Raw genomic sequence first — 13,360 nt, forward strand, 5'->3', positions numbered from 1 at the left:
GAGGCTTCTCTCAAAAGGTGTTTTTTTATGAGGAGGCAGAAACTGTGCATATTTTAACGATGGATGATTTAACCAATGAAGAAATGCTTCAGATCTTGCGTCAGGCAGAGAATTTTCAGCATTCCATTACAAAAATAACGGATCCCTGTTATGCAGCGAACTTATTTTTTGAAAACAGTACAAGAACGAAAAGCAGCTTTGAAATGGCTCAAAAAAAGCTGGGCCTCGATGTTCTCTCTTTTGATGCCCAGACCGCTTCCATTCAAAAGGGCGAATCACTATACGATACGGTGAAAACGCTCGAAGCTATCGGAGTTGATGTCGTTGTGATCCGCCACGGTGAAGATAGGTACTTTGATCAGCTTGCAGGCAGGGTTAAGCTCTCCATTATAAACGGAGGAGATGGAATGGGTCATCATCCTTCGCAATGTCTGCTCGATTTGATGACGATTCAGCAGGAGTTCACCTCCTTTGAGGGTCTTGCCATTACCATTGTGGGGGATATCAGGCACAGCAGAGTTGCGCGGTCCAACGCCGCAGCATTGCGCAGGCTTGGAGCCATTGTCCAGTTTTCAGGACCGAAGGAATGGATGGATGAAGAACTTCTCGAAACCGGAAATTATATAGAATTTGATCAGGCAGTTGAAACGAGTGATGTTCTGATGATGTTAAGAGTCCAGCATGAAAGACATACATTCGGCGTGTCTTTTGAAAAGAATGAGTACCATGCTTTATATGGATTAACAGAGGAACGAGTAAAGAGAATGCCATCAAAAAGCATTATTATGCATCCTGCCCCAGTGAATAGAGGAGTCGAAATAGCAGACGAAATAGTCGAGTGCGAGCGATCAAGAATATTTAAGCAAATGACTAATGGTGTGTTTGTCCGTATGGCGATGCTCCAATTTGTATTACAAAAAAGGGAGGAACTCAAACATGAATTTGTTAATTAGAAATGTCTACATAGAAGAAAGCCTGAAAGAAACCGTGGATGTAAGAATTAAAAACGGAAAAATCGATGAAATTCAATCTGTTCTGTCTGAAACAGGGGAGGACGTCATGGATGCTAAAGGGTTGTTTTTAGCTCCAGGCTTTGTAGATGTACATGTTCATTTAAGAGAACCAGGCGGTGAGCATAAAGAGACGATTCAAACAGGCACACAATCTGCAGCACGCGGAGGCTTTACAACAATTTGTTCGATGCCCAACACACGTCCTGTTCCGGATCGGGTGGAGCATGTAGAAAATTTATTTCAACGGATTGAAGAATCGGCAGTTGTGAAGGTGCTTCCTTATGCTTCCATAACTGAACGGCAGACTGGACAAGAATTAGTGGATATGAGCACGCTTGCTGACCTTGGTGTGTTTGCCTTCACGGATGATGGGGTGGGGGTGCAAAATGCGGACATGATGCTTGAGGCGATGAAAAAAGCAGCGGCCGTAAATAAAGCCATTGTTGCCCACTGTGAAGAAAATACACTTATTCACGGGGGCTGCATGCACGAGGGAGAAAAATCAAGAGCGCTGGGCCTTCCCGGGATTCCGGCTGTATGTGAATCCGTTCAAATTGCAAGAGATGTACTTCTGGCAGAAGCATCGGGCTGTCATTACCATGTCTGTCATGTATCTACAAAAGAATCCGTCAGAGTCATACGTGATGCGAAAAATGCCGGGATTCGAGTTACAGCAGAAGTCACTCCCCATCATCTGCTGTTAAATGAGCAGGATATTACAGAACCGGATGCAATGTTTAAAATGAATCCGCCGCTGCGCTCAATTGAAGATCAAAAAGCTCTACTAGAAGGATTGGAAGACGGAACGATTGACTTTATTGCAACTGACCATGCACCTCATTCGATGGAGGAAAAAGCGGAAGGCATGCAGCTTGCCCCGTTTGGGATTGTTGGCCTTGAAACGGCTTTTACACTGCTGCACACCCGCTTTGTAAAAACGGAGAGGTGGACGCTTGCTCAGCTCTTGGATTGGCTGACGATAAAACCGGCTCAGACATTCAATCTTTCATCAGGAAAAATAGAGGCAGGGAATGATGCCGATCTGGTGCTGATTGATTTGGAAAAAGAGAAAGTAATTGATTCAAACGAATTTTTGTCTAAAGGAAAAAATACACCTTTCAATGGATTAAAAACGATAGGATGGCCAGTGGCAACGATCGTTGGCGGCCGGAAAGTCTGGGAGGAGAATGCACAATGAAGAGGCAATTAATTTTGGAAGATGGCACGATCTTTACAGGAGAAGGGTTTGGAAGCGCAGAGGAGACAGTGGGAGAAGTCGTTTTTAACACGGGGATGACAGGTTATCAGGAAATTTTATCAGATCCTTCATACTGCGGACAAATGGTGACGCTAACCTACCCATTAATCGGAAATTACGGGATCAACCGGGATGATTTTGAATCCATTCAGCCTTCAATCAAAGCATTAATCGTTCGTGAAGCAACTGATCTTCCTTCCAACTTTCGCAGTGAATCAACCATTGATGAGTTATTGATCGAAAAGAACATCCCGGGGCTTTCAGGAATTGATACGCGAAAGCTGACTCGTTTAATCAGAAAGCACGGAACTTTAAAAGGGAAATTAACATCCTTAGAAGTGGACGTGGATGAAGTTGTGACCGGACTGCGGGAAACGGTGCTTCCAAGAGATCAAGTGAAAAGGGTATCGACTCCCAGTCCGTATCCGAGTCCCGGAAGAGGAAAAAGAGTGGTGCTCGTTGATTTCGGTATGAAGCATGGAATCTTACGAGAACTGAACCGGAGGGATTGCGACGTCATCGTCGTACCTTACAATACATCCGTCAATACAATCCTGTCTCTTCATCCGGATGGCGTCATGCTGTCAAACGGACCCGGAGATCCAAAAGACGTCCCGGAATCCATCGAGATGGTTCGTTGTCTGCTCGGTAAAGTGCCGGTGTTTGGGATCTGCCTTGGACATCAGTTATTCGCGCTTGCCTGTGGTGGAGATACATTTAAACTGAAATTCGGACATCGCGGGTCGAATCATCCGGTAAAAAATCTTCACACCAATACGGTTCATATAACAGCTCAAAATCACGGATATACAGTGGATCCGGCGTCACTACATGGCACATTTCTTGAAATTACTCATACCGCTTTAAACGACGGTACGGTAGAGGGGCTGCAGCATAAAACAGCACCTGCATTTTCCGTACAGTATCATCCTGAGGCTTCACCGGGACCTGACGATGCAAATGGATTATTTGATCAATTTATGATGATGATGGAACAGTTTACAAAGGAGGAAGCCATTCATGCCTAAACGAACAGACATTAAAACCATTCTTGTTATCGGATCAGGACCTATTATTATCGGTCAGGCAGCAGAATTTGACTATGCAGGTACTCAAGCCTGTCTGGCGCTTCGGGAAGAAGGATACAGAGTCATTTTAGTGAACTCGAATCCTGCTACAATTATGACAGATACAGAAATTGCAGATAAAGTTTATATGGAGCCGCTCACTGTTGAATTTATCAGTCAAATAATCCGAAAAGAACGTCCGGATGCGCTTCTTCCGACATTGGGAGGTCAAACCGCACTAAACCTGGCTGTTGAATTATCCCAATCAGGTGTCCTTGAAGAAAATGATGTGGAGATTTTAGGTACTAAGCTGTCAGCAATTCAGCAGGCAGAAGACCGAGATCTTTTCAGAACTTTAATGAATGAACTCGGTGAACCGGTTCCCGAAAGCGATATTATTCATACATTTGAAGAAGCAAAATTATTTGTGGAAAGAATCGGCTACCCTGTCATTGTGCGTCCTGCATTTACTCTTGGAGGTACAGGAGGGGGTATCTGTCATAATGAAGATGAGCTCAAGGAAATTGTTTCATCAGGATTAAAGTACAGCCCTGTGACTCAATGTCTGCTTGAAAAAAGCATTGCTGGTTTTAAAGAAATAGAATACGAGGTAATGAGAGATGCCAATGACCATGCCATTGTGGTGTGCAATATGGAAAATATTGATCCGGTAGGCATCCACACTGGAGACTCTATAGTGGTAGCGCCGTCTCAGACATTAAGTGACCGTGAATATCAGATGCTCAGAAACTGTTCCCTGAAGATCATCAGAGAGCTTGGAATCGAGGGCGGCTGTAATGTGCAATTAGCCATCGATCCTGACAGCTACCAATATTATATAATCGAAGTAAATCCGAGAGTCAGCCGTTCGTCGGCACTGGCTTCAAAAGCGACCGGCTATCCGATTGCCAAACTCGCAGCTAAAATTGCTGTAGGGCTCTCTCTGGATGAAATGCTGAATCCGGTAACAGGAACCTCCTATGCCTGCTTTGAGCCTGCACTTGACTATGTTGTAACAAAAATACCAAGATGGCCTTTTGATAAATTTGAATCCGCCAAACGAAATCTGGGGACTCAAATGAAAGCTACGGGTGAAATTATGGCGATAGGACGAACCATAGAAGAGTCGCTGTTAAAAGCTGTCCGTTCCCTTGAAAATGACGTGTATCATTTAGAGCTTGACCAGGGCGGTACTTTATCAGATGAGTGGATTGAAAGAAGGATACGAAAAGCAGGAGATGAAAGACTTTTTTATGTAGGTGAAGCATTGAGAAGAGGTGTTTCGGTTGAAACCATCCATGATTGGAGTAAGATCGACCTTTATTTCCTTAATAAAATGCAAAATATTATACAGTTTGAAGAAATGATCACGAGCAGCCAGACAGATGAAGTTTTATGGAAAGCAAAACGAATGGGCTTCTCTGATAAAACGATTGCTGCCTTATGGGGTTGTTCTGAGCAGGATGTATATGACAGAAGAAAAGAGAAAAATATCGTACCCGTTTATAAAATGGTAGACACATGTGCTGCTGAATTTGAGTCAGAGACCCCTTACTTTTATGGAACGTATGAAGATGAAAACGAGTCTGTTGTCAGTGATCGCAGAAAAGTGATCGTACTTGGATCCGGTCCAATCAGAATCGGCCAGGGAGTTGAGTTTGATTACGCAACCGTGCACTCGGTGTGGGCTATTAAAGAAGCCGGATATGAAGCGATTATTATTAATAATAATCCGGAAACGGTCTCAACAGACTTTTCGATCTCCGATAAGCTTTATTTTGAGCCGCTTACCCTTGAAGATGTGATGCACATTGTCGATCTGGAACAGCCTGATGGAGTAGTGGTTCAATTCGGGGGACAGACTGCCATTAATCTTGCTGAAGGTCTTGTAAAACGCGGAGTGAAAATACTTGGCACGAGCCTTGAGGACCTTGACAGAGCTGAAAGCAGAGACAAGTTCGAAGAAACATTAACAAAACTGGGCATTCCCCAGCCCGAAGGAAAAACAGCTGCATCTGCTGAACAGGCACTAATTATTGCCGAATCAATCGGCTACCCTGTGCTGGTCAGACCTTCTTATGTTCTTGGAGGCAGGGCAATGGAAATTGTCTATCACAAAGAAGAACTGCAGCAATATATGACCAGCGCAGTAAAAGCCAGCCGGGAGCACCCCGTGTTAATTGACCGCTATCTAACGGGCAAAGAAATTGAAGTAGATGCGATATCTGATGGACAAAATGTTTTAATTCCAGGCATCATGGAACATATCGAACGGGCAGGAGTTCATTCAGGTGACTCTATTGCTGTCTATCCTCCCCAGTCCTTATCAGATCATCAAATCCATCAGCTTGCAGACTACACGGAAAAGCTTGCTAAGGGCTTGAATATTAAAGGGCTGATCAATATCCAGTATGTGATTTCAAAAGGGGAAATATATGTTTTAGAAGTCAATCCGCGATCAAGCAGAACGGTTCCGTTTCTAAGTAAAATCACAGGCATTCCAATGGCGAATTTGGCGACTAAAGCCATCCTTGGAGCTGCACTTCCTTCACTTGGATATGGTACAGGTTTAGTTCAGCCGGGATCCGGAGTGTTTGTAAAGGTACCGGTATTCTCCTTTGCCAAATTGAGAAGAGTCGATATTACACTCGGGCCGGAGATGAAATCAACTGGAGAGGTAATGGGGAAAGATGCTACGCTGGAAAAGGCTTTGTATAAAGGGTTAGTCGCAGCTGGAATGAGTATGAAAAACCATGGTTCGGTCCTGTTGACCGTAGCAGACAAAGATAAGCAGGAGGCAGCCAATCTTGCAGGACGCTTTCATGCGCTGGGCTACAAAATCCTGGCAACAGAAGGAACAGCTGCTATTTTTGACGAGCTTAACATCCCTTATGAAACGGTAAATAAAATTGGGCAGGGAGAAAAAACCCTGTTGGACTTCATTCAAACCGGGGAAATCCAACTGGTTATAAATACATTAACTAAAGGCAAACAGCCAGCGAGAGACGGGTTCCGGATTCGAAGAGAATCTGTAGAGAACAGTATCCCGTGCCTGACTTCTCTGGATACAGCAGAAGCAATGCTGAAAGTGTTTGAATCCATGAATTTTATCATGGATCCAATGGGTGCTCCAAGAAAAGAAATGGTGAAAATATGATCGGCTATGAAAATATGAAAATCGTTTCTCACCGGGAAATAGCAGCGAATATATTTGAGCTTAATCTTGAAGGCGAATTAACAAAAAAAATGACATCTGCAGGTCAGTTTGTTCATCTTAAAATAACATCAGGAAACGATCCTTTACTGCGCCGGCCCATCAGTATTTGTTCGATTGATGCTGAAATGAATCAATTTACTATGCTCTATAGAGTATCCGGGAACGGCACCAGGGTTTTATCTGAGCGGGCGCCGGGAGCGTTTATCCATGTGCTTGGACCTTTAGGCAACGGTTTTCCTGACGATTATTTGAAAGAGGGGGAACAAGCGCTGTTAATTGGAGGCGGAATAGGGGTTCCCCCACTCTACGAACTGTCTAAGCGGCTGGTTAAAAATGGAGTGCAAGTAACGCATATTCTCGGCTTCCAAACAGAAAGCGCCGTTTTTTACAAAAATGAATTTGAAGAACTTGGTGAAACTCATATCGCCACTGCAGATGGAACGCATGGAGTAAAAGGTTTTGTTACGGATGTGGCAGAGCAGCTTTCTATTCAGCCGGATGCTTATTATACATGTGGACCCTCTCCTATGCTTAAAGCAGTAGAATCGAAATATGAAACGATTAACGGGTTTATTTCAATGGAGCAGCGGATGGGGTGCGGGATCGGTGCCTGCCTGGCCTGTGTATGTCATGTTGCAGGGGATGAAAGCAGACTTGAGTACAAAAAAGTTTGCAGTGACGGTCCTGTATTTAAAAGCGGGGAGGTAGTAATATGAGCAGGCTTCAAGTTGAACTTCCAGGTTTAACATTGAAAAATCCGGTCATGCCCGCTTCCGGGTGCTTCGGTTTTGGAAAAGAATACAGTCAATTTTATGACCTCAGCCTTCTTGGCGCGATTATGGTAAAAGCTACGACTAGAGAAGTGCGCTTTGGCAATCCGACCCCTAGGGTAGCAGAGACATCCTCTGGCATGTTAAACGCGATCGGATTGCAGAACCCCGGTCTTGACCATGTATTACAGCATGAATTAAAATGGCTCGAACAATATGATGTACCTGTGATCGCAAACGTAGCAGGATCAACAATTGAAGATTATGAGCAAGTGGCAGAAGCCATCTCAAAAGCTCCAAATGTACATGCTCTTGAAATCAATATCTCATGTCCAAATGTTAAAGAAGGCGGAATTGCATTTGGAACACATCCAGACACAGCAAGAGAACTGACTGAGAAGGTTAAGAAGGTATCTTCCGTCCCGGTTTATATTAAACTATCACCAAACGTCAGCAGCATTACAGACATGGCATATGCAGCAGAAGAGGGGGGTGCCGATGGACTTTCCATGATTAATACACTCCTTGGAATGAGACTCGACAGCCGTACGGGAAAACCTGTCATAGCAAACAAAACCGGGGGGCTTTCCGGACCTGCAATTAAACCTGTTGCCCTAAGAATGGTTTATGAAGTCAGTCAGAAAACTGCTCTTCCAATCATTGCAATGGGCGGAGTTTCAGATGAAATGGACGTCATAGATTTTATATCCGCAGGAGCTAGTGCTGTAGCTGTAGGAACTGCCAACTTTGTGGATCCTCTTGTCTGTCCCGAAATCATTAAGAATCTCGGAAACCTTCTTCAGGAATGGGAGATCGAGCATATCCACGATTTAAGAGGAAGGAGCTGGAAGGACATTGGAGAAGCAGCCTATCATCGCTCTTGATTTTTCTGAGATGGAAGAAGTTGATCAGTTTTTAACCTTATTTAATGAACCTTTATATGTAAAAGTGGGCATGGAGCTGTATTTACAAAATGGGCCTGCAATCATTGATTTGCTCAAAAAAAGAAATCATAAAATTTTTCTTGATTTAAAGCTTTACGATATACCGACAACCGTAAGAAAAGCGATGCAGGGCCTATCTTCATTAGGGATCGACATGATCAATGTACACGCTGCAGGCGGAAGAAAAATGATGGAAGAAGCCCTTGAAGGCTTAACAGCTGGCTCATTAAATGGGAACCGCCCAAAACTGATTGCCGTTACACAGCTCACCTCTGCTTCCCATCAAATGGTTGAGAACGAGCAAAAAAGTGCTCTGACGCTCGAAGAATCCGTCCTGCACTATGCTGATCTGGCTCAAATCAGTGGATTGGATGGAGTTGTATGCTCTGCTCAAGAGGCAGGTTTGATTAAAGAAAAAACAGGAAACCAATTTTTAAGAATTACGCCAGGGATTCGAATGCAGGGTGATCACGCACATGATCAAGTACGAACGGCTACTCCAAAAGCAGCATATGAAAAAGGTTCAAGTGCCATTGTTGTAGGACGGTCGATTACCCAAAGCAGCGATCCGGTAAAGGCGTATCATTTAGTTAAAAATGAATGGGAGGGAGCTTTCAATGAAAAATCAAATAGCTGAAAGTCTGCTTCGGATTGAAGCCGTATTTCTACGGCCTGAAAAGCCTTTCACATGGTCGTCTGGAATTCAATCGCCTATTTACTGCGATAATCGGCTGACAATGTCTTACCCTTCAGTGAGAAAAGAGATCGCGAGCGGTTTGGCGGAGATGATTAAAAATCATTATGCAGAAGCCGAACTCATAGCAGGAACAGCAACAGCAGGAATACCGCATGCAGCATGGGTCAGTGATTTGCTCGATCTTCCGATGTGCTATGTCCGCTCCTCTGCCAAAAAACATGGAAAAGGCAATCAGATAGAAGGCCTTGCAGTCAAGGGACAGAAAGTTGTCATCATTGAGGATTTAATATCAACAGGCGGAAGCAGCCTCGAAGCAGCACTCGCATTACAGGAGGCTGGCTGTGAGGTGCTTGGGGTGGCATCCATTTTTACATACGGTCTTGCAAAAGGAAAAAAAGCGTTTAAAGAAGCGGGTATCCGTCACCAGTCATTAACAGACTATGAAACGCTGATAAAACAGGCAGCCGAACTCGGTTACGTTAAAGAAGAGGATCTTGAATATTTAACCGCCTGGCAGTCAACTGTTTAAGTAGAGGCTTTAAAAATTAAAATATCTTGAGCGGCAGTAGGCGGCTCCTGCAGAATATAAGGGATCCTCGAGCCTGCCACGGGCAAGGGCTGAAAGCTCAAGCCTTGCCCTGGAAAGGCTCAGCGCCGTCCCTGCGGAAGCGTCCGCCTGAAGCGCAGTGAACCGGTCAAAGAGCATGAGACACTTTAGTCCCATGCTCTTTTAAAATGATTATTTTTTTGTTTTTCTTGAATTAATTTTTCTTTAACTTCAAGATCAATTCTTCTGTAGGAGTGACAAAAACGGTCTCCTGATGATCATAGATCACATAACCTGGTTTTGCACCGCTTGGTTTTTTAACGTGGCGGATTTTCGTAAAGTCCACTGGGACGGAGCTTGAAGATCTGGCTTTACTGAAATAAGCCGCGATGCTTGCTGCCTCAATGATGGATTCCTGCGATGGATTGGGGTCTTTAATGACTACATGGGACCCTGGTATATCTTTTGTGTGAAACCAAACATCATCCCTTGCTGCGGCACGATTCGTTAAAAAGTCATTTTGTTTATTATTTTTCCCGACAAGAATGAGTAATCCTTCAGAGGAAGTATATTCTTCGAGCTTTGGTTTGGCCGGTTTTGTTTTCTTCTTTTTATGTTTGGCTTTTAAATAGCCTTCTTCACTTAATTCCTCCCGGATTTCTTCAATATCAGAGGTTGAAGCAGCTTCAAGCTGCTGAAGCAATTGATCAAAGTAATGTACTTCCTGCTCAGCTTTATCAATTTGCTCTTCTACAATAATTAAGGCATTTTTCGCTTTTTGATACTTGGTAAAAAAACGCTGGGCATTTTCAGAAGGCGTTTTTCTAGGGTCAAGAGGAATGATCATGTCTTCATTATCTTCACTGTAGTAGTTTTGTACGGTGATTTCTTTCATCCCTTTTTTTACAGCGAAAAGATTGGCGGTTAATAGCTCTCCCTGCAATTGGAACTGGTCGCCTTTTGAGGCTTGCTGAAGCGTTTTTTCAAGCTTTTTAATCTTCGCAGTGTTTTTGTCTTTTTCATTGCGGATAAACCGTTCTAGATCATGCCCCTGCTGTTTGACCCGATCTCGCTCCGCCTTGCCGAAGTAATACCGGTCAAGCATTTCACTTAAGGAATGAAAGGCAGTTATTTTCGCTTCAGCGTATTGTTGAAGTGGAAACAGATAGTAAAAATCCTTATCATTATTTTGCATGAAAGAAGGTTCATATAGATGATTTTGAAGTTTATCTATTAAATCAGCAAAAGCCTCCCATAATGCTTCTTTTGTTGAAAGGCCGGCACGGGCGACTACTTCTTTTGCAAAGAGCGGTGACAGTCCTGCAAAGATCCGGACGAGCTGCCCATCCAGCTTTCCTGCATTCCAGTCGATGCTTTTAATTAACTGGTCTTTGTCTGCTTTAAATGGGTCCAGTTTGTTTTGTTCAGGCGGCCACTCAAAAGGAGAGCCGGGCATAATAGTCCTTACCCGGTTTACAGCAGGTGAAAGATGCTTAATGCTGTCGAGAATGATAGAGCGCTCTTTGTCTACGAGTGTAATATTTGAATGTCTGCCCATAATTTCAATGACTAGCTGCTTATAGGAGATGTCTCCGATCTCATTTCGCCCTTTTACTTCAAGAACAAGAATTCGTTCCATATCTTTTTGATAAATGGATTCAATGATCGCTCCTTCAAGATGCTTTCTTAAAAGCATACAAAACATAGGAGGTTCACTTGGATTATCGCTTTGTTCTTTCGTTAATTGAACTCTCGAGTAGGTAGGATGTGCTGAAATAAGAAGTTTATGGTTTTTTCCTTGTGCACGTATCACGAATAGTAATTCATTTTTAAAAGGCTGATGAATCTTGCTGATTCGTCCTCCGCTGATCGTTTCGTTTAATTCATTTGTCATGGCTCTCGTAAATAATCCGTCAAATGACATTGTGTTCCCTCATTTCAAAGCATTCTTTTTTCATCTTATCATTTTTTTACGTTTCACGTGTAAAATGTGCTATAATGGGCTGATGAATGGACGATCACTCGATAAAATACACAGAATGAAGGTGAGATCGACCTATGGTAGTCAGTATGACCGGATTTGGCACCGGAACAGCGCAGGTTAACGATCTCAGCGTGACGGTGGAAATTAAATCTGTTAATCATCGATATTTGGAATGCGCCATCCGTGTACCGAGAGAGCAAGCGTACCTTGAAGAATATACCAAGCGTTTAATTGGTCAAACAATTAACAGGGGAAAAGTGGATGTATTTATCTCTCTTGCAGGTTCGGGTGCTGCTGACCGGTCATTGTCAATTGACTGGGATCTGGCAGATGCTTATTTTAAGTATGCAAATCAGCTTAAAGACCGGTATAATCTTAAACAGGAAGTGCCGATCTCTTATTTTCTTGAAAATCCTGATCTTGTATCAATAAAAGAAGCAAACATAAATCGCGATGAGGCCGAACCTGTAGTCAAAACAGCTTTAATACAGGCTCTCGATTCGCTGCAAACTATGAGAACTGCTGAAGGAAAAGAACTTGAAAAAGACATTCTTCATCATTTGCATTCTTTTAAATTGTGTGCGGATAAAGCTGCAGGGCTCAATCCTGCTATAGTATCCAAATACCACACCAGACTCGAAAAAAGAATAAAAGAGTTTGCAGATGGACAGATTGATGAAAACAGGCTGCTGACAGAAGTGGCAGTTTTTGCAGAAAAAACAGATGTTACAGAAGAATTTGTCCGGCTTACTAGTCATATGAATCAATTTCAGAATGCACTGACTCTCGACGGAGCCGTGGGAAGAAGACTTGATTTTCTTACCCAGGAAATGAACAGGGAAGTTAATACGATTGGTTCTAAGGCAAATGATGCGGCATTAGTTTCCCTTGTTGTGGAAATGAAATCTTCGCTTGAAAAAATCAGAGAGCAAATACAGAATATCGAATAAACTGATTGGTACGCAAAAGGGGAGTCACGATGTCTATAAAGTTAATTAATATCGGGTTTGGAAATATTGTATCCGCAAACAGGATTATTACGATTATTTCTCCAGAATCGGCCCCTGTTAAACGCCTGGTTCAGGATGCCAGAGAGCGCGGGACATTAATAGATGCTACATACGGAAGAAGAACAAGAGCTGTAATGATTATGGACAGCGATCATGTTATTTTAGTAGCAGTTCAGCCGGAAACTGTTGCATCACGTTTTACTGATAAAGATGACGGTCAGGAAGAAGGGTAATGCTAATGAATGAAAAGGGATTGCTGATCGTGCTGTCAGGCCCATCTGGTGTAGGAAAAGGAACTGTGAGAAAAGAGTTGTTTTCTGACCCGAAAACTACGTACGAATATTCCATTTCCATGACCACCCGTCTTCCCAGAGAAGGCGAAGTCAATGGGACGGACTATTTTTTTAAGACCAGAAGTGAGTTTGAAGCGCTGATTGAGCAGGATAAACTGCTGGAGTATGCTGAATATGTGGGGAATTATTACGGTACGCCAGTAGATTATGTGAAAGAAACCATCAATAAAGGCAGAGATGTCTTTTTGGAGATAGAAGTGCAGGGCGCCCGTCAAATCAGAGATAAATTTCCAGAAGGACTTTTTATTTTCCTTGCGCCGCCTAGTTTGTCCGAACTGCAAAGCAGACTCGTTCACCGGGGCACAGAAAGCAGCGACATCATTGCGAGCCGGGTGGAAAAAGCAAGAAAAGAACTTGAAATGATGAATCTGTATGACTATGTTGTTGAAAATGACCATGTTGAATTGGCGTGTGAACGAATTCATGCTATTGTTCTTGCAGAACATTTGCGGCGGGACCGGGTAGAAGCACGCTATAAAAAAATGCTGGAGGCTGAATAA

At 43.3% G+C, this 13,360-nt stretch carries 12 protein-coding genes; 11 read left to right on the forward strand and 1 reads right to left on the reverse strand.

Annotation, left to right across the window (positions count from 1 at the left end; genetic code table 11):
* The first annotated feature begins 59 nt into the window (after window positions 1-59).
* From ACQCT8_RS03660 to pyrE, 8 genes are read left to right on the forward strand one after another with little or no spacing between them, the layout of a single operon-like run.
* Window positions 60-953 (forward strand): aspartate carbamoyltransferase catalytic subunit, encoded by an 894-nt coding sequence (locus tag ACQCT8_RS03660; protein WP_426869138.1) that lies wholly within the window; start codon window positions 60-62, stop codon window positions 951-953.
* On the forward strand, window positions 937-2,211 hold the full coding sequence (locus tag ACQCT8_RS03665) for a dihydroorotase (RefSeq protein ID WP_426868563.1): 1,275 nt from the start codon (window positions 937-939) through the stop codon (window positions 2,209-2,211). Before ACQCT8_RS03660 ends, ACQCT8_RS03665 begins: the two co-directional genes overlap by 17 nt.
* A complete protein-coding gene (locus tag ACQCT8_RS03670) occupies window positions 2,208-3,299 on the forward strand; it encodes a carbamoyl phosphate synthase small subunit (protein ID WP_426868565.1) in 1,092 nt (363 codons plus the stop codon). The genes ACQCT8_RS03665 and ACQCT8_RS03670 overlap by 4 nt, the downstream gene beginning before the upstream one ends.
* Window positions 3,292-6,495, forward strand: coding sequence for a carbamoyl-phosphate synthase large subunit (carB, locus tag ACQCT8_RS03675; RefSeq protein ID WP_426868567.1), 3,204 nt, complete (start codon window positions 3,292-3,294; stop codon window positions 6,493-6,495). The genes ACQCT8_RS03670 and carB overlap by 8 nt, the downstream gene beginning before the upstream one ends.
* Window positions 6,492-7,271: a dihydroorotate dehydrogenase electron transfer subunit gene (locus tag ACQCT8_RS03680; protein WP_426868569.1), complete on the forward strand. Its 780-nt coding sequence runs from the start codon at window positions 6,492-6,494 to the stop codon at window positions 7,269-7,271. Before carB ends, ACQCT8_RS03680 begins: the two co-directional genes overlap by 4 nt.
* Window positions 7,268-8,209, forward strand: coding sequence for a dihydroorotate dehydrogenase (locus ACQCT8_RS03685; protein ID WP_426868571.1), 942 nt, complete (start codon window positions 7,268-7,270; stop codon window positions 8,207-8,209). The genes ACQCT8_RS03680 and ACQCT8_RS03685 overlap by 4 nt, the downstream gene beginning before the upstream one ends.
* A complete protein-coding gene (gene pyrF, locus ACQCT8_RS03690; RefSeq protein WP_426868573.1) occupies window positions 8,181-8,906 on the forward strand; it encodes an orotidine-5'-phosphate decarboxylase in 726 nt (241 codons plus the stop codon). The genes ACQCT8_RS03685 and pyrF overlap by 29 nt, the downstream gene beginning before the upstream one ends.
* A complete protein-coding gene (pyrE, locus tag ACQCT8_RS03695) occupies window positions 8,887-9,495 on the forward strand; it encodes an orotate phosphoribosyltransferase (protein WP_426868575.1) in 609 nt (202 codons plus the stop codon). Before pyrF ends, pyrE begins: the two co-directional genes overlap by 20 nt.
* A 232-nt stretch (window positions 9,496-9,727) precedes the next feature.
* Here pyrE and ACQCT8_RS03700 read toward each other — a convergent pair whose 3' ends face one another.
* Window positions 9,728-11,437, reverse strand: coding sequence for an Rqc2 family fibronectin-binding protein (locus ACQCT8_RS03700; RefSeq protein WP_426868577.1), 1,710 nt, complete (start codon window positions 11,435-11,437; stop codon window positions 9,728-9,730).
* Between the two features lie 134 nt (window positions 11,438-11,571).
* On the opposite strand from ACQCT8_RS03700, the gene ACQCT8_RS03705 reads away from it, so the two are divergent.
* Genes ACQCT8_RS03705 through gmk form a run of 3 tightly spaced genes read left to right on the forward strand, consistent with a single transcriptional unit; the run spans window position 11,572 to window position 13,360 of the window.
* Window positions 11,572-12,447 (forward strand): YicC/YloC family endoribonuclease, encoded by an 876-nt coding sequence (locus ACQCT8_RS03705; RefSeq protein ID WP_426868579.1) that lies wholly within the window; start codon window positions 11,572-11,574, stop codon window positions 12,445-12,447.
* A 29-nt stretch (window positions 12,448-12,476) separates the two neighbouring features.
* Complete coding sequence (gene remA, locus ACQCT8_RS03710; protein ID WP_041057365.1) at window positions 12,477-12,740, forward strand: extracellular matrix/biofilm regulator RemA; 264 nt, start codon at window positions 12,477-12,479, stop codon at window positions 12,738-12,740.
* Window positions 12,741-12,745: 5 nt separating this feature from the next.
* Entirely contained in the window at window positions 12,746-13,360 is a 615-nt protein-coding gene (gene gmk / locus ACQCT8_RS03715) for a guanylate kinase (protein ID WP_426868580.1), read from the forward strand.

Origin of the sequence: Jeotgalibacillus proteolyticus (assembly GCF_050107735.1) — a bacterium.
GTDB classification, from domain to species: Bacteria; Bacillota; Bacilli; order Bacillales; family Jeotgalibacillaceae; genus Jeotgalibacillus; species Jeotgalibacillus proteolyticus_A.